General features: G+C 41.6%; 18 protein-coding genes, 1 tRNA gene and 1 other annotated feature (1 of these 20 only partly in view). Of the genes, 8 read left to right on the top strand and 11 right to left on the bottom strand.

Going from position 1 to position 20,148, the window contains the following annotated elements:
- Positions 1-155: a sequence feature (ribosomal protein L10 leader region), on the bottom strand (it extends 12 nt beyond the left edge of the window).
- 70 nt (positions 156-225) lie between these two features.
- From rplA to rplS, 6 genes are all read right to left on the bottom strand, one after another.
- Positions 226-942 carry a 50S ribosomal protein L1 gene (gene rplA / locus H6G79_RS10165; RefSeq protein ID WP_190589094.1) on the bottom strand — a complete coding sequence of 239 codons (717 nt, stop codon included), beginning with the start codon at positions 940-942 and terminating at the stop codon, positions 226-228.
- A 112-nt stretch (positions 943-1,054) separates the two neighbouring features.
- On the bottom strand, positions 1,055-1,480 hold the full coding sequence (gene rplK / locus H6G79_RS10170) for a 50S ribosomal protein L11 (RefSeq protein WP_190589092.1): 426 nt from the start codon (positions 1,478-1,480) through the stop codon (positions 1,055-1,057).
- Positions 1,481-1,486: 6 nt separating this feature from the next.
- Complete coding sequence (gene nusG / locus H6G79_RS10175; protein WP_190589090.1) at positions 1,487-2,119, bottom strand: transcription termination/antitermination protein NusG; 633 nt, start codon at positions 2,117-2,119, stop codon at positions 1,487-1,489.
- A complete protein-coding gene (secE, locus tag H6G79_RS10180) occupies positions 2,119-2,340 on the bottom strand; it encodes a preprotein translocase subunit SecE (protein WP_190589088.1) in 222 nt (73 codons plus the stop codon). The genes nusG and secE overlap by 1 nt, the downstream gene beginning before the upstream one ends.
- Before the next feature lie 193 nt (positions 2,341-2,533).
- Positions 2,534-2,606, bottom strand: a tRNA-Trp gene (locus tag H6G79_RS10185).
- A gap of 150 nt (positions 2,607-2,756) precedes the next feature.
- Positions 2,757-3,119 carry a 50S ribosomal protein L19 gene (gene rplS / locus H6G79_RS10190; RefSeq protein WP_190589086.1) on the bottom strand — a complete coding sequence of 121 codons (363 nt, stop codon included), beginning with the start codon at positions 3,117-3,119 and terminating at the stop codon, positions 2,757-2,759.
- Positions 3,120-3,270: 151 nt separating this feature from the next.
- Between rplS and H6G79_RS10195 the strand changes: the two genes are divergently transcribed.
- Positions 3,271-4,212 carry a glycosyltransferase family 2 protein gene (locus H6G79_RS10195; RefSeq protein ID WP_190589084.1) on the top strand — a complete coding sequence of 314 codons (942 nt, stop codon included), beginning with the start codon at positions 3,271-3,273 and terminating at the stop codon, positions 4,210-4,212.
- A gap of 104 nt (positions 4,213-4,316) precedes the next feature.
- On the opposite strand, the gene H6G79_RS10200 is transcribed toward H6G79_RS10195, so the two are convergent.
- Positions 4,317-7,550: an efflux RND transporter permease subunit gene (locus tag H6G79_RS10200; protein ID WP_190589082.1), complete on the bottom strand. Its 3,234-nt coding sequence runs from the start codon at positions 7,548-7,550 to the stop codon at positions 4,317-4,319.
- 27 nt (positions 7,551-7,577) lie between these two features.
- On the bottom strand, positions 7,578-8,912 hold the full coding sequence (locus tag H6G79_RS10205) for an efflux RND transporter periplasmic adaptor subunit (RefSeq protein ID WP_396019792.1): 1,335 nt from the start codon (positions 8,910-8,912) through the stop codon (positions 7,578-7,580).
- A gap of 632 nt (positions 8,913-9,544) precedes the next feature.
- Between H6G79_RS10205 and H6G79_RS10210 the strand changes: the two genes are divergently transcribed.
- The 3 genes from H6G79_RS10210 (at position 9,545) to H6G79_RS10220 (ending at position 11,469) form a co-directional block, all read left to right on the top strand.
- Entirely contained in the window at positions 9,545-10,096 is a 552-nt protein-coding gene (locus H6G79_RS10210; RefSeq protein WP_190589078.1) for a phycobiliprotein lyase, read from the top strand.
- 133 nt (positions 10,097-10,229) lie between these two features.
- Positions 10,230-11,009 (top strand): hypothetical protein, encoded by a 780-nt coding sequence (locus H6G79_RS10215; RefSeq protein WP_190589076.1) that lies wholly within the window; start codon positions 10,230-10,232, stop codon positions 11,007-11,009.
- A 7-nt stretch (positions 11,010-11,016) separates the two neighbouring features.
- A complete protein-coding gene (locus tag H6G79_RS10220) occupies positions 11,017-11,469 on the top strand; it encodes a PIN domain-containing protein (RefSeq protein WP_190589334.1) in 453 nt (150 codons plus the stop codon).
- A 134-nt stretch (positions 11,470-11,603) separates the two neighbouring features.
- On the opposite strand, the gene H6G79_RS10225 is transcribed toward H6G79_RS10220, so the two are convergent.
- Both H6G79_RS10225 and H6G79_RS10230 read right to left on the bottom strand, forming a co-directional pair.
- Positions 11,604-11,819: a DUF2839 domain-containing protein gene (locus H6G79_RS10225; RefSeq protein ID WP_190589074.1), complete on the bottom strand. Its 216-nt coding sequence runs from the start codon at positions 11,817-11,819 to the stop codon at positions 11,604-11,606.
- Positions 11,820-11,954: 135 nt separating this feature from the next.
- Positions 11,955-13,511 (bottom strand): helicase C-terminal domain-containing protein, encoded by a 1,557-nt coding sequence (locus tag H6G79_RS10230; protein ID WP_190589072.1) that lies wholly within the window; start codon positions 13,509-13,511, stop codon positions 11,955-11,957.
- A gap of 125 nt (positions 13,512-13,636) precedes the next feature.
- Here H6G79_RS10230 and H6G79_RS10235 point away from each other — a divergent pair, with 125 nt between their 5' ends.
- Both H6G79_RS10235 and H6G79_RS10240 read left to right on the top strand, forming a co-directional pair.
- The gene (locus H6G79_RS10235; RefSeq protein ID WP_190589071.1) at positions 13,637-14,599 is read left to right on the top strand and encodes a M48 family metallopeptidase; all 963 of its coding nucleotides are present in this window, start codon (positions 13,637-13,639) and stop codon (positions 14,597-14,599) included.
- Positions 14,600-15,247: 648 nt separating this feature from the next.
- Positions 15,248-15,673, top strand: coding sequence for a hypothetical protein (locus H6G79_RS10240; protein WP_190589069.1), 426 nt, complete (start codon positions 15,248-15,250; stop codon positions 15,671-15,673).
- 292 nt (positions 15,674-15,965) lie between these two features.
- Here the strand turns inward: H6G79_RS10240 and H6G79_RS10245 are convergent, their stop codons facing one another.
- A complete protein-coding gene (locus tag H6G79_RS10245) occupies positions 15,966-17,039 on the bottom strand; it encodes a tetratricopeptide repeat protein (RefSeq protein WP_190589067.1) in 1,074 nt (357 codons plus the stop codon).
- Between the two features lie 445 nt (positions 17,040-17,484).
- Between H6G79_RS10245 and H6G79_RS10250 the strand changes: the two genes are divergently transcribed.
- Both H6G79_RS10250 and H6G79_RS10255 read left to right on the top strand, forming a co-directional pair.
- Complete coding sequence (locus H6G79_RS10250) at positions 17,485-18,075, top strand: Crp/Fnr family transcriptional regulator (protein ID WP_190589065.1); 591 nt, start codon at positions 17,485-17,487, stop codon at positions 18,073-18,075.
- A gap of 51 nt (positions 18,076-18,126) precedes the next feature.
- Positions 18,127-20,058, top strand: coding sequence for an MFS transporter (locus H6G79_RS10255; protein ID WP_190589063.1), 1,932 nt, complete (start codon positions 18,127-18,129; stop codon positions 20,056-20,058).
- Positions 20,059-20,148: the final 90 nt, after the last annotated feature.

Below are 20,148 nucleotides of genomic sequence, written 5' to 3' on the forward strand. Positions count from 1 at the left end.
AAACCCCAGTTTTTTGAACCGGGGTTTCGCAGCAAAACTCTTGACGCTGTAGTGTCTACGCCTTGTAGGTAGTACTTCAGGCAGTGAGAGTTTTCACCTCGGCAGGATATTAAGCTATTCGCACCTGCTGTCTCCGGTTTGAACTATTTAGTTTTAGGGGAGTGGTGAGTTGGGAGTAGTGAGTAGGGTTTTGCTCTCCTACTCCCTCAACCCTATTCCCATTTCTTATGCAGCTTCGGTCAGTTTTAAATCCCGTAAAGCGGTGATGTCAACTTTAATTGCAGGCCCCATCGTAGCAGATACATAGAAGGTTCGCCAATAGCGGCCTTTTGCTCCCGAAGGACGGTTACGGTCAATTGTTTCTTGTAACGCCTTCAAGTTTACTAACAAATCTTCTGGGGAGAAACCTGCCTTACCAAACATAACATGAACAATACCTGTACGGTCAGCCCGGAATTCTAATTTACCAGCTTTGAATTCAGCGATCGCACTTGCAATGTCAAATGTTACTGTACCACCTTTGGGGGATGGCATCAAACCACGGGGGCCTAGTAATTTACCTAGTTTCGCTACCTGTGGCATGACATCTGGTGTAGCAATGAGTTTATCGAAATCCATCATCCCTTTTTGGATTTCGTCAATCAATTCTTCCGAACCAACAATATCAGCACCAGCGTTGGTTGCTTCTGTGACTTTTTCACCTCTAGCGATAACTGCTACCCTGACAATTTGCCCTGTGCCTTTGGGTAGTGCTACCGTTGTCCGCAACTGTTGGTCTGTATACTTGGGATCAATTCCCAGCCGGATATGCGCTTCGGCGGCTTCGGGGAATTTTGCTGTTGCTGTTTCTTTGAGTAGTGTTAAAGCTTCTATGGGCGCGTAGTCCCTATCCTCTACTTTTGCTTGCAGTTCTCGCAAGCGACGTGATATTTTTTTTGTCATTTTTTTCTCCTGGGGTCAATGGCGAAGCTTGGCTTCTCCCCCGATAGTTTTTTAAGTGCTGAGTGCTGAGTGCGAAGTTATATTCTTTCCTTCTGCCTCCTGCCTTCTTGTACTATTCAGTGATAGTTACGCCCATGTTTTTAGCGGTTCCGGCCACAATGTTCATTGCCGCGTCGATGTCGTTGGCGTTGAGGTCGGGTAACTTGGTTTGAGCAATTTCCCGCAATTGCGCTTTGGTAATGGAACCAACTTTCTTTTTGTTAGGTTCGTTGGAACCTCTTTCGATTTTCGCTGCTTTGCGAATCAATACTGATGCTGGTGGGGTTTTGAGTACAAATGTAAAACTCCGGTCTTCATAAACGGAGATTTCTACAGGGATAACCATACCAGCTTGATCGGCTGTTTTGGCGTTGTACTCTTTGCAGAACATCATGATGTTCACACCATGTTGACCCAATGCGGGGCCAACTGGTGGTGCTGGGTTGGCTTTTCCAGCATTCAGGGCCAGTTTAATGACCGCTACTACTTTTTTCGCCATTTGTATTTAGCTCTGTTTTTCTACCTGATTGAATTCCAATTCAACGGGTGTATCTCTGCCAAAAATCGAGAGCAAGGCTTTGAGTTTACTACGCTCTGGACTGACTTCAATCACCTCGCCTTCAAAGTCCTTAAATGGGCCAGAAAGCACGACAATTTTATCACCTGTAGCCATGTCAATTTTGAGGACTGGCTCTTGTTCGGTGGTTTGTTTAAATATCCGCTCGACTTCTGAGTAACTCAGAGGTACTGGTTTAACGTGGCCACGACCTTTGGCACTGCCACGTTTTTGTTCTGCGCCGACAAAGTTGATCACATGAGAGGTGTTACGTACTACCTGCCATGTATCATCATTCAGCACCATTCTGACTAGCACATAGCCAGGAAAGACTTTTTCTTCTGTATGCTGGCGACTGCCATCTTTCCGAATTTTGACTGCTGGCGTATGCGGAATTTCGACTTGAATGATTTTGTCGGCAACGTCAAAGGTTTGGATGCGTTGTTCCAAGTTGGTTTTGACGCGCTTTTCACAGCCGGAGGCTACTTGTACTGCATACCACCGCGCTTCTTTAAGCGCCGCTTCTGCTGTTTCCTCTGACTGCAAATTTGAGTTAAGTGGGTCGTCTGTTGCAAAAGTCATCAGAACACCTGTTTTGCGGCCCAAGCAAACAATCCATCCACCAAATAAATCAAAGATGCGGAGAGTGTCACCATTAACAGCACGGCTGCTGATTCGCTCACTAGCTGTCTGCGACTTGGCCAAACTACTTTTTCAAGTTCTTCTTTTGTGCCTTGAACAAAGTTTTGGATGTTTAGACCGCCAGTGTTTTCCGGCATTTCAGCTTCATTTTTTTTCGCCACTGTTGTTTATCCCCCCGTTTCTTGTACAGCTATATCCTGCTTAGTTTTATCTCAGGTTTACAGCTTTGATTCCAGCCTGCTGACTTGCAGCAAAAATTCTCTAAAGTATAAAACAATTATACCCGAAATGGTAAACACTAACTACGTTGCTGGTAGAAGTGCTACTGTTTCGGGTTTTGTTTTTGCTTGCGAGCGCGCCCTGGAGGACTTGAACCCCCGACATCAGGTTTTGGAGACCTGCGTTCTACCAACTGAACTAAGAGCGCACAGGTTGGTTTTGATTCGGTGATTGCGCTGAACTTTTATTTAGTTTAACGCAATTGCGATTCTGATTGTACATGATTTTTGTCGGGGAAGCAACTTAGCGGCAAAAGCCGCTTGTTAATTGAGATTTCTCTCATACCCTGAGCAAAAAATTACAAAGGACGGTCGAAGCGTTGCTTGATCCGAGTTGCTTTACCAACGCGATCGCGCAGGTAGTAAAGTTTAGCACGGCGTACTTTACCACGGCGGACAACTTTAATGCTGTCAATGCGTGGAGAATGTAATAAAAATACGCGCTCTACACCTACTCCTTGAAACACACGACGAACTGTAATAGTTTCGTTAATACCGCCATTGCGTTTAGCAATCACAACGCCTTCGTAGGGTTGGACGCGGTATTTGTCGCCTTCTTTGATTTTCACACCGACTTTGACTGTATCGCCCACATAAATGTCGGGCAAGTTAGATTTTAATTGTTCCGCTTCTATGGAGCGGATAATCTCTTGAGCGTTCATAGCTTATCTGCTGAAAAACCCACAATCATCAATAATAAATCGAAAATCGACTTTCAGTCTAGTAATATTTAAGATTTAAAATTTTACCCGATCCGACATATCCCAAAATGAAGGCTATATTGCATAAAGCTTTGCTACAGGTGTGATGTTTATGAAATTTAGCATTGTGATCACTACCTATAACCGCGTCAGCTTACTGCGTCGAGCCGTTGATTCTGCCATCAACCAGACAATTCCTTGCGAAGTAATTGTAGCTGATGATTGTTCCACTGATGACACACAAGTCTACGTAGAAAGCTTAGGTGATAGAGTAATTTACCATCGTAATCAGGTAAATCAAGGTCATGCAGCGACGGTAAACGCAGGAGTGAAACAAGCCAGTGGTGACTGGATTAAGTTTTTAGATGATGATGATTATCTAGCTGATAATTGTATCGAAGAGATGGCAAAGGCGATCGCTCTTTGTCCAAGTGCGGTGATTTGCTCTTGTGTGGCGGCTCAGGTGAATGAACATGAAGTAGAACTCAGTCGCACTCCTCAGCTTGGACATGGGTTGGCTTTTTCTGTTCCTCAAGCGGATATTCACTACGGAATGCTGTTGGAATTATTGCCTTTTGGTACACCTGTGCAAGTTGCTTGTAGCCGTGATGCTTTTTGTAAAACAGGTGGTTGGGATTCCCAACTTGATGCGAATTGTGATGATATAGATTCTTGGCTGAGAATTGTCCAATTTGGTGATGCTATTTTTCTGAATCAATGTCTAGCTTATCGCACCATTTGGCCGGGTGCTTATAATCATAAATTCGCCGTATCGAAAAGATTAGAGACAAATATTTTAATCAAGGAGAAAATTTATAATTTAGTTGATAAAAATCATCATAATCATCTTCCTAAGATGGAGGATATCAAAAAATATCTCATATTACATTGGGCGTTTGTTGCACTCAAGCAGAAAAATTTTGTAGTCTTTCTGAGGATGTTTTATCAATCTGCTTTCTCGCTGATGGTCTGGAAAATTCTCTTAACTATTATTTGCTTTCGCAATTTACATTTTCAAAATAACCTGATCACAAAATCTGTTCTATATTATTAAATACTAGATAATTTCTGGATATAAATACGATTTATCAACTTTTATAGAGACGTTGTATACAACGTCTCTAGCTGAAGATTAACGAACTTTGATTGATGGCAAAATTAGTAATACCTGTTCTTCAACTTATCAAACTTGATGAGTATTGTCTTGAGCCATCCGAAATCTAAGATATCGTGCAGCAGCGTGTAAAAACACGGAATAATAAACAGCGTTAATACAGTCGCTAAGGATAAGCCAGAAAACACAACTACGCCCAAGGGTTGTAAAAATTCTGCGCCTTCACCAATTCCCAATGCTAAGGGAAACATCCCTAACACGGTGGTAATGGTGGTCATGAGTACAGGACGTAAACGTTGAGGTGCAGCTTGTAAAATTGCTGTTTTGCGGTCGATGTTGTCTTTTTCTCGAAGTTGGTTAGCTAACTCAACCATGATGATGGCATTGTTCACTACAATACCGACCAGTAACACAGCACCAACTATCACTGTGGCACCAATAGCAGTTTGAGTGATATACAGACCGAAAATTCCCCCAGCTAATGCTAACGGAATGGTAAACATAATTACCAAAGGGTCGATGAGGGAATTGTACTGCACTGCCATGACTACAAATACTAGAAATGTTGCTAATCCACCTAATAGTTGCAGTGAACTTTGGAGTTGTTGATTTGATTCGGCGGCGGCGCTAGGTAAGACACTTACACCTTCTGGTAAATCAAGATTATTAATTACGTTTCTCACCTGTTCTATGGCTTGGCTTAAACTCGCACCTTCGGTTAAATTACCAGCAAAGATAACAACTTGACGCTGGTTGATACGCTGAATTTCTCCGGGTGCTTGCCCTTCCACAATTTTGGCAACATCACTTAAGCGGACTTGGTGATTATTATCAACAAATAACGGTAATCTTTCTAATTGAGATGGGGCTTGCACATCTGTTTCATTTAACTTGACGCGGACATCAACTAAGCGGTTGCCGCGTTGTAATTGGGTAGGAACGCTACCTTCTAGGGCAGTTTGAATTGTATCGCCAATATCTGTAGTGGTTAAACCCAAGGCAGAAACGCGCTCCCAGTCTGGCAGAATTTGAATTTCTGGCTGGCGTTCATCGGCATCGGGACGAAATCTGGCGAGGGTAGCTTGTTCTTCTAAGGCGGCTAAGACTTGACGACCGGCTTGTTGTAAGGTTTCTGGGTCGTTTCCTTGCAAAATTACGTCAACGTCTGCACCACGCACAGGGGAGTTATTGAGAATCAAACCCCGCACTTGTCCGGGTGAAAGGCGCAGGCGAATTCCGGCTAAGTTTAGTTTGTCAAGTTCTTGGGTGACTCGTTCCACATAAGCTTCGACATTTGTACCAGGTTTGAGGGTAATGTTGCTAGTACCGCGTAAAGGGTTGGCGTTGGTGGTGTTGCCAAATAAGGCTCCGCCAGATGTGGAAAAGATATATTCTGTTTCTGGTTGGTTGCGAAGAAGTTCATCTACCGCATTCATGACTTTGATGTTAGTTTCCAAGGGTGTACCCGGAGGAAACTGAGCGTTTAAGTTAGCTTGTCCGGTATTAATTCTGGGGAGGATTTCTTGGGGAATTTGGGGAGCCATCCACAAACTACCGCCACCGAATAAGAGGAGGGCGATCGCAACTGTAACTATCCGCCAGCGTAATATCATACTTAAAAAGCCGCCATATCCTCTGGTGGCAGCATCAAAGCGGCGATTAAATTCTTTGAGCAGCCAAAATTCACTCAAACGGCTCGAAAATTTCCATCCCAGCATTCGAGATGCCATCATCGGCACAACGGTAACGGCAATTAAAATCGAAGCTGCGACGGAAAAGCTAATTGTCAAAATTAATTCATTAAATAGCAGGGCGATAAATCCACCAATCAGCAGAAATGGTAATACTGCGACTAAGTTGGTACTAGTAGAAGCGATTAAGGCTGATTCGACTTCGCGGCTACTTTGTTCTGATTGATTAATTAATTGTTGCTGGTTTAATTTGCTTCGGTTACTTTTGCCTGGTGTCATACCCGCACCTTCGGCAATATTCTCTAACATCACGATGGAATTATCCACCACAATACCCACACCCAAGGCTAAACCACCCAAACTAAAAACGTTGATGGATAAGCCAAACAACCCCATCAAGATAATTGCGGCGAGGGTGGCTAGAGGGATAGCCAGGACAATGATAAAGGTTTGCCGTAGAGAACCTAAAAACAGGAGAACTGCGATCGCTGCCAGCCCTGTCCCAATTAACCCCGAACTTGTAACATTAGAAATAGAATTACGAATAAACTTTGATTCGTCCAAAGTTGCGGTAATTACTGTTCCTTCAGGAATCACGCCAGACTGGCGCAGTTCTTCTAGGCGTTTTTTCACATTATCAACCACGTTGATGGTATTAGCATCTGGTTGTTTTTGAACACTAATTCTGACGGCTGGTTCACCATTCAAAGAAACGAAAACCCTTTGCAATTCTGAGCCGTCTATCACTTCGGCAAAGTCTCGCAGATAAACACGGCGAGTCGGAACTGTTGATTGAGTATTACTCGTGTTAGCGGCAGATACTTCAAAGGATAAATTTCGCAATTCTTCTGCACTGCGAAACCTCCCGACAGTCCGAGTTAATGGTTCAGAATTCTGCCCTAAAATACGACCGCCGGAAATATCTTGGTTACGGTCTCTTAATTCATCTAAAACATCCGTTAAACCTACACCCAAGGCTTGTAGGCGGTCTAAATCAATGTTGACTCTGACTTCTTCCGGGACTCCTCCCGAAACATCTACCCCAGCTACCCCAGGAACAACACCCAGTTCACGGGCGAGTTCTTCTTCGGCAAAAACACGTAAATCTACACCTTGTAAAGCAGGTGAAGTTAGTGCCATTTCATAAACAGGTAACTGGGAAGGATCTACTTTGAATATGCGTGGTGATTCTAAGGTATCTGGTAAAGTCCCTCTGGCGCGGTTAAAGGCTGCTGTCGCATCGTTTAAGGCTTGGTCAATATTGCCTCCCGGTTGAAAGTATAAATCTAAACTGATTTGCCCTTCACGGGTTTGGGAAAATACTTGCAATACACCTTCAGTTGCAGAAAAAGCTTCTTCTAAAGGCTTGGTGACTTCATCAATTGCTACTTCTGGGGAAATTCCTGGTGCTTGTATCCGCACCCCAATCCGGGGATAGGTAATTGATGGGAGTAAATCTACGGGCAGCTTAACGATAAAAAAGACACCCATAATAATTACTGCCAAGGTAAGCATGAGCGTACCAATGTGTTGACGTATTGAGATGGCGCTGATACTAAACCCGCCACTTTTCTGGACTTGCTGCATGAATGATTGCACTCCAAATCTAAATTCTTAATTTCTAGTTCTGGGTTGTGTAGAATTTGATTCGTCTGTTTCGGAGAGAATTGAAAGACGGACAGGGTTTCCTGGTTTTAAAGGTCTACCACTGCGAACTACGTAGCGTTCTCCTGGTTTTAAACCTGATAAAATTTCTACTTTGCCATCAGCTTTTTTCCCCAAGGTGACGGTACGCGCTGTTACTTTTGGTTGTCCTGGGGTGTCTGTCAGGACAAATATAGTGCCATCTGTTTGGTTTTCAGCAGGTTGTTTGTCTGTGGCTGGTTTTTGAATGGCGGTTTGCGAAACGACAACTCGCGGTTGGGTTTGGTTTTCAAAGTTAACTCTGGCTAACAGTCCGCTACCAATATTGCCGTTACTGTTGGGAACTTCTACTTCTACGGGGATGAGCCTTGCTGTGGCATCGGCGGTGGGAGATATGCGGATGACTCTACCTGTTAAGCTTCGTTGGGGAAAGGCATCTAACCGTACTTGTACTGATTGCCCTGGTCTAATTTTTGCGAGTTCTAATTCGGAAACTTGGACGACGACTTTGACGCGGCTAAAGTCACCAATTTGGATCACTTCACCGCCTGCTTGCAACAGGTTGCCCGGTTCTGTAACTTTGCTTGTGACTACGCCACTGATGGGGGAAACTAGTCGGGAGTAAGAACGGCGTTCTTTGGCTTGAGCCACCACTGCTTGTTGTGCCAAGACTCTGCCTTGGGCTGCGGCGACGGCTTGTTGTTCTGTGCGGACTTGCTCAGTAGCAGCTCGTAAAGCTTGGGCGGCGGTTTGGGCTTGAGTACCTGCTTGTTCGGCAGTTTGCTCGGCGATCGCACCTTCTCTGTATAATTTTTGTTGTCTTTCGGAGTCGGCTTGTGCCTGCACCATTTGTAACCGCAGTCTTTCTACTTCTGCACGGGCGTTACTTACCTGGGTTTCGGCTCTGGCTACATCTGATTTTTGGGCGGCGAGTTCGGCTTCGGCTTGTTTTAAATCTGTTAACAGCAAGGCATCATCTAACTGGCCGATGTTCTGCCCCTTGCTAACCCGATCGCCAACATCTACATTTAAGGATAATAGCCGCGCTTCTACTTGCGATCGCAGCGATACTATCCGAAAGGGAATGGTTGTACCTGTATATTCTGGCTGTTTTTCCAGTGTATCTGTCCGGGCGATCGCTACATCTACAGGTGTCGCACCACCTTGTTGTCCGCCTCGACGTTGTTGTGACTGTGCTTCGGCTGCTTCTTTCGGTAGGGATGCACAACTAGCTGAAAGTAATCCTGTGGTGAATAAACAAGCAAACAATGATATGAATTTCTTGGTTTTACTGTCAGGAAACATCCGTTTGTTGATTGGGTTTTCTGCGTAAATATTGGCGGTTAAATCTAACTGGCTATTCATCACTGGGATTTGAGCTATGTAGGTTTGCTGTTTCATCGATTTTTGCGGTTGTGGGTGGCAAATGATTGATTTTGCTTATATATAAAGTTTTTCCGAAAATAGCAGCCTTTTATACTCAAGCCATTCTGAATATATGTCTCTAGATAGAAGCATTGATAATAAATTAATGTTGAGACATATCTTTTTGTGTCAATTTTTACTACTTTTACTAAATAAAAGTTTCACAAAAATATCCTCCCTGCTTGTGCAGATGTATAACGGTTTTATCTGCAATAGAATTCAGATAAAGCTATGTTTTCCTCATATCTTGACCATAAGCCTTAGATATGAAGATTTTGACAAATCAAATTTTGTGCTAGTTCTTGCCAGAATTTTGGCATTAGCAATGGTGAAATAACTATATTTAGTTTTACTAAGTATACCTAATATATACTAACAAAGCTGCTAAAAAAGCAATCGGCAAGTCTGAGTATTTATGAGATAGATTAAAAAATCTAAACTGTAATTGTCTTTTGTCACCATGTAGTATATGAACAAACGCTATTTTTTAGGATAGACGAGGACAATAACGAGTGACATCACCGCTAAGACTGACTCAAACCGCTAACGAAGCCGAAATTACAGAATTTTTCCAAAAATCAGCCGGTCAGTGGCGATCAGAAAGACGCTACTATACTTTGCCAGAAGGTGAAACCAAAGAAATGGTGAGTATGATTACCATTCGGTTTTTAGACCAAGGATGCGCTGAATTACAAAAGCTGGCACAACTGCATGAGTTACCTGATATGGTTAGTTTGATTTGTGGTGCAGAAGTAATTTGGAATAGTACAGATAAACTAAAGGGTAGACAAGAATCTCAAGGTTCGACATTATTTGGTGTATTAGGAAATATTTTGTACCGCGATCGCGGTTTTGCCACATCCAAACCCATCACCGCCGAATATCATTTTCCTAATTCGGAAACTCTGTGCTTGCGAACTGAGTATAATGGCTCAGTGTTTGAGGAAGAATTAAAGTTAATTGGGAATAAATATCGCACCAGACAAACAATTATCTCTCGCTCTGGTGAGCAGTTAATGATAGGTCAATATTTAGAAAAGCGAATTGACAATCTAGATATCTAGTTTGCTATCCCAATGTGAATAGGTATAGACAAGACAATGCTGATGAAAGTCTTGTTATAAAATTGAGGTAGGGTGGTTAATCCATCCTACAATTATTTTTTCAGCAATCACCTACCTTGTGAGGAAGGTAATTATGTCAAAGGCAATCCAAAATATTTTGACTCAAATAGCTGAAGATACAGCAGATGATTATGCTTTAAATCAAATTATACATAAATTAGAATCTGATTTTCAAATAAAGAGTAATGTCAGAATTTTAGAAGAAATTAAAAGAAATTTTTTCTGTATAGAAAACTTGATAAAAGAAAAAGTAAAAACCAAAAAAGTCAAGAAAAATAGCGAATATAGCGAATTTTATGAAAATCTTTATAATATTCTACACAACATAATAATTTTATTAGGGGAAGTTTTAAATAATGAACACTCCTTATTTCAAGAACTTTTAAGACTTCAAAATAGCTGTAAATGGAAATATTACCTTTGCGAGGTTGGATATCTAATAGAAGGTGCAGATAAATATCTTAACCATGAAACAAAAGAAATAAGAGACTTTCAAAAATTTTTCACTAACCATCTGAAAGCCGTAAAAATATTTCTTAAAGCAATAGAAGAATGTTATATCTATTTGGAAGAAAAAGAAATATATAGGTTTTTCAGACCTATATTATCCTTACTTCAAGTGTTTGAGAATCTAGAACAGGAAATAGAAGCTCAATACAAACCACTTGTCAAAAAAATAATTGTCACAACTAAGGCTATATTATGGGATATTAACAGAATTAAAGACACAAAATTTTCTGAATCTAAGCCAACCGTTGCCAATTTACAAAAATATCTTGAAAGTTCATCGGGTTGGCAAGGTGATGATTTTGAGGAGTGTTTAGAATTGATCAATGAGATGAGACGAAATTGAGGGTGTGGTGTATTTAATAGATACGAATCATTGTAGCTACATAATTAATAGAGATGAGCAAGTCATACAAAAAATTTCTAGCCTCAACGAATCAGACAAATTAGCCATCAACACAACTATTTACGGAGAATTGATCATGATGGCGAAAAATTCTCAGAGAAAAGAAGAAAATTTAAAAGAAATAGAAAAATTTATTGCAGCTCTAATAGCAGAGATTTATCCTTTAGACAAAACTACTGGGGAAATTTACGGAGAATTTAAAGCAGAATTATTTGACAAGTTTGCACCAAAAGAAAAAAATAAGCGCAGAAAATATAAACTATCGGAAGCAGGAATATATGATAACGATTTATGGATTGCTTGTACGGCAATTCAACATAATGCAATTATAGTTTCACAAGATAGTGATTTTAGGCAAATGAATCTAGTGAGAAATTTAAAAGTAGAATGTTGGAAATAAAATAAAAGTTAGCTTGATTAATAATTGCTAATTATATTCCAGATAAAGAAGTGCTTTTATAAAGATAATTTATATCAAAAAATGATCATAGTTGGGTTTCCTTACGTCAACCCAACCTACTATGCTGAACTGGATTAATCTAGAACTTGCCACCAACCGAAGGCGGGGCCGATAAAACGGATAGTTACCCAAGCAGCAACCATTGTACCAATACCAATCCAGGCTCCGCGAGTCGTCCAAGCCACAAATAATTCGGATTGTTTTTTGGTGATGGGAACCCAAGACAATATACGCTCATCTTGACCGTATTGTTCTCCCAGTGTTTCTTTGCGACGTTTTGCTTCACCCATAATCAGTAATTCAAAATTTCAATTAGTGTGTGTTATTGAAAATCTGCGAATAAGCTGATAATAGCGTTTGCTCAGATGCGATCGCTATCCGTTGACAAAATGTAAATAGTTACTTGTCATTTAAGCACTTGTCATTTAAGCTGAATCTTCTTCATCTGGGTTAGAAAATAAACTAGGGTCAAGATAGTTGATGCGTGCTAGAGGGCTAAGTGCTGCGAGGATTTGAGAACCATAGCTACGGTTAATCACTCGACTGTCGAGCAATGCTACTACACCTTGATTCTCGCGTACTGGAGCGATCGCGCGTTGTAGTTCATTCAATGCTGCCGGGAGTAAGTATACTCGAAACCAGTCTTGGTGCGATCGCTTGTAATAAGCTACCCTCCCAGCCACCAGGGGATTTTCTAGAGATGGTAGCGGTAAAGTCGCAATAATTAACAAATGTGGCGCTGGTAAAACTTGTTGATGTTCTCGCCAATATTCCCAACCACTAATTAAAATACCATTTTCATCTAAACAGGTTTTTTCTACCTGCACCCGCGAACCAAACTCTGAAGCTAAAATTGCGCCGACTTGCGCCTTGAGAGGGACATCTCCCACCAACACAACAGTCAACCCTGGTGCTGTTGCACTTAAACACAACAAGGTACGGACTTTGTGAATAAAGGCTGGCTGAAATTCTGGTGTATTCGGTAAAGGTAACTGATGGGGGACATACAGTTGAATGGCTTGGGCTTGACTATCAGAGGAGAACTTGAGACAAGTAACATCATCCAAACCCAAACGCTGGCGAAATACAGGCGCTTCGGTTTCTGGTTCTAAAGCACTACCAATTAACACCACTGGCTGTCTTTGCCAAATCGGCGACAGTATTTCAGCTAATTCTATCGGTGTGTAATGCAAAGAAAATAAACCTTGGCGACGGGCGATAGTTGTCCAAAAAAGATAGGGTGGCTGATTTAGTGGTGTATTTTCATGGATGTATTGAAATTGTTGCCAGAAATTTTGCCAGACATCAGGAATAGTTGCTAATTCTAATTCTGCAAACAAATTATGCAGAATTTCTGCTTCTGGCTGGGAAATCAGATAACACTCATAAGGGTTGGCTGGGTGTTGAAATACTTCTTTGGTGAGTTGTGTTCTTGCAGAAAGAATAACTTCCCTTTGCTGCGGACAAGCTAACATCAATTCTTCCCAGTCTTGGGGTTGCACATCTTGAATGAGTTGATGACGTACCCAATCTTCTAAATCATCAACACCATCAATAATTGTGGGAACACCTGGCAAAAAAGCATCAGCAGAAGTTAATTGCCCTTTTAACCAAGCTTCTGGAGTCGTTAGGAGTAGCCCTTGAAACTCAGAATTCGGCCAAGTATTACCTGTGCGGATGGGCTTCTGCACTTGTAACCACTGTTGTAAGCGAGGAATTTCTACTTGCAACAGACGCTGCTGCACTGTTTCTGGCGCAACAATAATAACAGGGCCGTGCCACATTAATGCTGATGCGACAAAGCTGGTGCGATATCTTCCTTGATAACCACAAGCCGCCCCGACTTGAATTAAAGCACTACGTCCTAGACGCAAGGCGCGGGCTACCAACCTTGCCATCGTCAAATGATGAGGCCAGGAAGGGAACCCCGCCTGCGATCGCAGGAAGTTATGTAGTGATAAATGAACTTCTGCCTCAATCACACGCTTTTAATCCCATACAAAGTGATTTTTCCATTAGCCCCATTTCTCTGATTCATTTATCAGTTATTTAGACTGATAACTTAGACTGTTCACTGTTCACTGATAACTGTTCACTGAATTAAATTATGCCAACGTACACAGGAATTTCCAGCGATGCTTTCCGGCATCCACTTGATCGCCAAGCTGAACAAGCTTTACGAAATTTACCGGGATTTGAGTTAGTTGCCCGTAAATTCATGGAATTTGTCTATGAACGCCCGCAGTTAGTCTATCTAATGGGTAACACCATCCAAGTAGGGCCTAGGCAATATTCCACTATTTACCAGATATTTCGGGAATGTGTGCGGGATTTGGACGTTTACCCAGAACCGACACTGTTTGTCTCACAAGATCCTCAAGCAAATAGCTATGCTTTAGGGCAAGAAAATCCTTTCATTGTCATAAACACAGGCATACTAGACTTGCTGGAAGAAGTCGAAATTAGGGCAGTATTAGCCCATGAACTGGGACATATTAAATGTGGTCATACTATTTTAATTCAAATGGCGATGTGGGCGATGAGTGCTGCTTCTGCCCTGGGTGAATTGACCTTTGGTATTGGTAATTTCGTTACCCAAGCTTTAATCTATGCTTTTTTTGAGTGGCGGCGAAAAGCGGAATTAACAGCAGATCGGGCGGCATTGTTAGTGCTTGATGACTTAAATCCAGTTATGTCTTCGATGATGAAGATATCTGGCGGTAGTAACAAATATGCCCATGAATGTAGTTTACAAGAGTTTATCCGGCAGTCAGAAAATTATCAAGCATTGGATGAAGATGGACTGAATCAAATTTATAAATTCTTGAATTACAATGGCGCTCAGGGCATGATGTTAAGCCATCCCTTTGCTGTGGAACGGATACATTACTTACGGGAGTGGGCAGTATCAGAAGAATATCAGCAAATCCGCCGAGGTAATTATCAGCGATCGCCCTCGGAAGGCGCTGTAAATGTTGCCTCAGAAACTTCCGCAAGCGAAGCCGAAAACTTACGCCGACAAATTGAAGAATTACAACAAGAAATTAACAGAATGAAAAGGTCTCAGTAGTTTATACGGTGGGCATAATTATGCTCACCAAACAATGGTTTATTTTGCTTGATTGTCAATAGCTTAGTTGCATAAAATACATAAAAATCTCTTATGTTAAGTTTGTTTGATTTGTCAACATTATCCTGGTTCAGAACCTCGACTTTTTTGAACAATTGTGTATCTGATTTTTCAATGTAAATTTGAGAAATTATTTTCTGTAGCGTGATTTATCTTTTCAGTTTCCCTAATCTCCGATAATAGTTTTAAGGGATGCTTGGCAGAGATAGATATTCAGTAAATACTTACAGCACTTTTGAAGTAATTGAGGTACACCATGAGTAATAAGTAGTGAGTAATAAGTAAGTTGTTGACTCATTACTCATTATTCATTACTCATTACTTTTTGCGATCAGTTGCTGTACCTCATAAACATCGAATCTGCTGTATGTTCTGTATCTTACTGTGCGCCTTCTAGACAGAGGTAGCAAAATCATCTAAGCTACCATCTGGTTGTGAATGTTCCAACAGTTTTGGATTTGAGATTGGTAATTTTAGATTTACAAAGAAGTAGAATCTAAAATTTTTCCAGACGATGCTGGTATCTGAGTTCCAATTCCATCATCTAAAACAGGCAGAGTATGAAATTTCGTTTATGTGTTTCGCACAATGGTAATTAACTTTCCCAAATGGCTGTCTTTGTTAGCTAATATTCTTGTCCTTGTCATCTTGATACCTGGGATGGCGTTAGCTACACCTCTACAAACTCATGCTAACTCTGGCGTAGTTATCGCCCAATCTTCCCCAATAAAAAGCAACTTGATTGCATATTCGGAAGCAGATTTTACACCCCAAGAACGTCAACAATTGCAAGCTTTACGTCAACGCCGCAATAAGGAAATTAATACTATCTTAAATTTATCGCAACGCGAAAAGTTGAAAGAAAAATTGCAAGCTGGTAATACTTTGTATCAAGCTCTAGAGAGTTTAGATTTACTGCCTGATCAGCAAAGTATGATTAAAGCTGTGATTCAGTTGACTAACTTGAAAATGAAGGCAATTTTATCCCGGTATTCCTTAGCAATGGAAAAGTAAGAGATTGTGTTAATTGCTATTTAAATCAAAAGCGATCGCTCTCGGTGTTATGCAGGCGATCGCTTTTTGTCTGAGTAGTTTAACCAATTGGTAATGCTAGTCCGTAGGTTGGGTGAAGCGACAGACAGCGTAACCCAACAAATGCTATGAAGAAAACTGCAACATTTTAGCCTTGACACGCCAGTAGGTTGGGTGGAGCCATAGGGAAACCCAACAATATTGAGTTATTTAAATGTTGGGTTCCATTTCATTTCACCCAACCTACGCCTATAAGTTCAAAATAAATCTCTTTTCATGAAAACAACCTTTCCCAAAATGATTTTTCCAGTTTTTTCACTCGATCAAGAGCATCTTGATAATCACTCATCTTGTTCTGCTGCGAGTAAAGTTGTGCTGCTTGATTGAAGTCAGCAATTGCTCCTTGCTTGTCTCCTAAAAGATACTTGGCCACCCCTCGATTGATGTAGGCTTGAGCAAAGTCAAGTTTGATTTGAATGGCTTGATTGTAGTCGGATATCGCCCCTTGCTTGTCTCCTAATTCAGACTTGGCTAACCCGCGATTGTTGTAGGCATCAGCATCGTCGGGTTGGATTTGAATGGCTTGATTGTAGTCGGATATCGCCCCTTGATTGTCTCCTAGGTCTGACTTGGCTATCCCCCGAAGGTAGTAGGCAGCAGCAAAGTCAGATTTGATATGAATGGCTTGATTGTAGTCAGATATCGCCCCTTGCTTGTCTCCTAAGTCTGACTTGGCTACCCCGCGACCGATGTAAGCAAGAGCAAAGTCAGGTTTGATTTGAATGGCTTGATTGAAGTCAGAGATTGCCCCTTGCTTGTCTCTTAAGTTGTACTTGGCTAACCCTTGGTTAAAGTAAGTATCGGCATCGAAAGAACTTGGTTGAATTTTCTCAGTACTAGTTTCAGATGGCGAACTTTCCTTCAGTTCTTCTTCGGGTTTCTCGCCTGTAATTCCCCAAATCAGTAATCCCAGAGCATTTATGTCATCTAGACTATCAAAATTGATCCATCTCAGGTTGCGTAAAAATGGCAGCTTTTCCGGCACTTCATCAACACCGGGAAGCAAAACAGGAATGACAATCATCTTGTTTTCCACACACCTAGAAAAGAATGTCTCAATTTCCCACTCTTGCCAACGTCCGACACCATCTTTACCAAGAATGATGGCGGCAGTTTCTACCGTGTCAATTGCCTGTTGAATTGCCTGCTGAAAAGAGCGTCCTGGGGGAATTTGTTCTTCGTCAATCCAGGGTTTGAACCCACGCTGTTTGAGTTTAGTGGCAATTTCCCGCACCAGTGGCTTATCTGCGCTGTGATGAGCCAGAAAAACATGAAATTGCTTGGACATTCTCAACAACTCCCACCACAATTTTTACACCCAGCAATTTCTCCTAGAGCCATTGCATACACTAGAATTTTTGCATAAATATTTTGTGGTTTGATTGTCTCACATAGCAGGGGACAGGTAATAGGTGACAGGTCACAGGGGTAAAAGTTTTGTGGTGTCTAATACCAATTTTTTATGAAGCTGCATAGAATCAGATCCCCTTGAGCATCCCCTTAAAAAGGGGGGAACCGGAAAAACATATATCAAAGTCCCCCTTTTTAAGGGGAGCCACTGCGTTGCGGAGGTTCCCTCCGTTGTAGCAAGTGGCGTGGATTTAGGGGGATCGAAATATGTGCAACTTCACATTAAATTGGCATAACATAGTTTTGTTTATTTCCACCGAGTTACTTATATCTGCGCCTGCATCTGCTAGAGTGATTATCTCTCACAACTTCCAGCATTAGTCATGCTTTCTCCACCCTATCTGCAACTGAGTTATGTTTTACGCACTCTGGTTGAGATGCCAGAGGATGAACTGGCAAAATTACCCCAAGTCTTTCAACCAGTCAGTTGCAAAACTGGAGAGTTTTTCATCCGTGCGGGTGACGTTCCTAGTCAAATTGGATTTGTGGTGGCGGGGATATTTCGTCTTTATTATGTGGATGCGGCGGGGACTGAATTTACTAAATCATTTTGTCCAGAAAATCATTTTTTGACTGCCTATAGTGCGCTGATTTTAAAACAACCTGCTCAATTTTTTATTACCGCTTTAGAAGATTCATTATTGTTAGTTGCGGATTATAGCCAGTATGTCCAACTATGTGCAGAACATCCATGTTGGCAGGCGGTGAATCATAAGTTAGTTGAGGCATTATTTATTAAAAAAGAGAGGCGAGAGGCAGAATTACTTTTAGATGATGCCACAACCAGATATCAAAAGTTTTTGCAAGAGTATCCTAATTTAGAACACAGAGTTAAGCAATATCACATTGCCTCTTATCTGGGTATTTCGCCTGTGTCCCTCAGTCGGATTCGGAAAATTCTCCAGCCGAATTAACATAGGTTAATGACTTCACCATGATTTGAGATTACATCTAAAAAAGATGTTATGAAATGCGATCGCTCAAACCGGGCAATGGTGAAGAAAAAACTACATCCTTTTATCCTCTACACAGGCTTTCTGGCATTTTTGGGTTTCGGAGTCCTAAATCCAATTATGCCGACATTGGTGGGGCTTTACGGCGGTACAGCGTGGGAAGTTGGGCTACTATATGCTACATTTTCACTTGCCCAATTTTTGACACTGCCAGGAATTGGTTATCTTAGCGATGCCTATGGGCGGCGATGGATGATGCTGATTAGCCTTTTAGGGGCTAGTTTGGGATATTTTATCTTTGGCAGTGGGGGCGCATTAGCTGTACTATTTGCAGGCTGGCTGATTGTGGGGCTAACCGATGGTACAGCTAGTATGACATTTGCAGCGATCGCCGATACTACCACACCTCAACAACGGACTCGTGCTTTTTCCTGGGTGAGTGGGATGATGGCTTTGGGGCTAATTATCGGCCCGGTTATGAGTGGTGTATTGTCGGGTATTTATCCGACTTTGCCTGTGTATGTTGTGGCGATCGTTTTTGTGGTTGCATTGGTGTGGGGATATTATGCCATGCCGGAAACTTTACCACCAAACCAGCGTTCCCCTCAACCTGATTTTGCTCAATTGAATCCCTTCACTCAATTGCAAGCCTGTTTGGTACTACCCCAACTGCGCTGGCTGATGTTGAGCTTTTTGATGGTGAATATGGCGATGTTTGCCCTCATTTCTAATTTACCTGCTTTAGCAAATGAGCAATTTAACTGGCCAGCCCCACAAATTGCCCCGTTATTTGCCTTATTTGGTGTAATTAGTGTTATTGATCAAGTAATAATTATTCCCTGGTTATTGCCTCGATGGGGCGAAATCCGTATGGCATTTTCTGGGGCATTAATTACCGGATTAGCTTTTAGTTTATCTGGTATATTCGCCATAACAGGCTCGGTTATAGTTCTCTATACAAGTATTGTATTGGTTGGCATTGGACAGCCCCTAGCCGAAACTTCTTTAATAGGCTTGATGTCCAAAACTGTTGGTGAAAAAATTCAAGGACGCATCAACAGCAACATTCAAACAGTACAAGCATTAGCGAGAATGATTGCCCCCTTGTTAGCAGGTTGGTTATATCAAAACATTAGCCCAGCTACACCCTATTGGTTTAGTGCTGCTCAAATTCTCGTGGCGGCAATTGCTGTTAAATTATCAGTGCAGAAATCCTCTATTTCAACTCAAAACAATACAGTGTTAATTACTGGAGGTTCATCAGGAATTGGCTTGGCATTGGCTAGAAAATTTCTTCAAGCTAACAATACAGTGATTATTACTGGACGTGATGCTAAGAAACTCGCTGAAGTCAAGAAAATCTTGCCGGAAATTATAACTGAAGTTGCTGATTTACAAGATTTTAATACTTTACGAAATCTGGTTAATCGCTATCCAAATGTCAACATCTTGATTAACAATGCCGGGATTCAATACAACTATGAATTTATCAATCCAGAGATTGACCCTGAGTTAATTGAAGAAGAATTACGCACCAATTTAATTGCACCATTGCAATTAATTAAACTGATGTTACCCCATTTGTTAACTAAGCCAAACGCGGCTATTGTGAATGTTTCTTCTGGTTTGGGATTAGTACCGAAACAAACTGCGCCTGTTTATTGCGGTAGTAAAGCCGGATTACATATTGCCACTAAAGCCCTGCGCTGGCAACTGGAAACCACATCAATTAAAGTATTTGAAATTATCGCGCCTTTAGTTGATACACCAATGACTCACGGTAGGGGTAAAGGGAAAATTTCACCGGCAGCATTGGCGGATGAATTCTGGCATAATTTTAGGTGCGATCGCTATGAAATGCGAATCGGTAAAACCAAACTGCTGTTTTTCCTCCAACGTTGGTTTCCCCAAGTCGCCGAGAAAATTCTCCGCCCTGGAATTTAGATATCGGATAACTTACCTGCCTATACAAACTTTTCTGCTTGAGTTATTAACGCTGCTCATCATACCTTGTCTTTGGTAGCATTAAATAAT

Source organism: Anabaena sp. FACHB-83, assembly GCF_014697485.1.
Taxonomy (GTDB): Bacteria; Cyanobacteriota; Cyanobacteriia; order Cyanobacteriales; family Nostocaceae; genus Nostoc_B.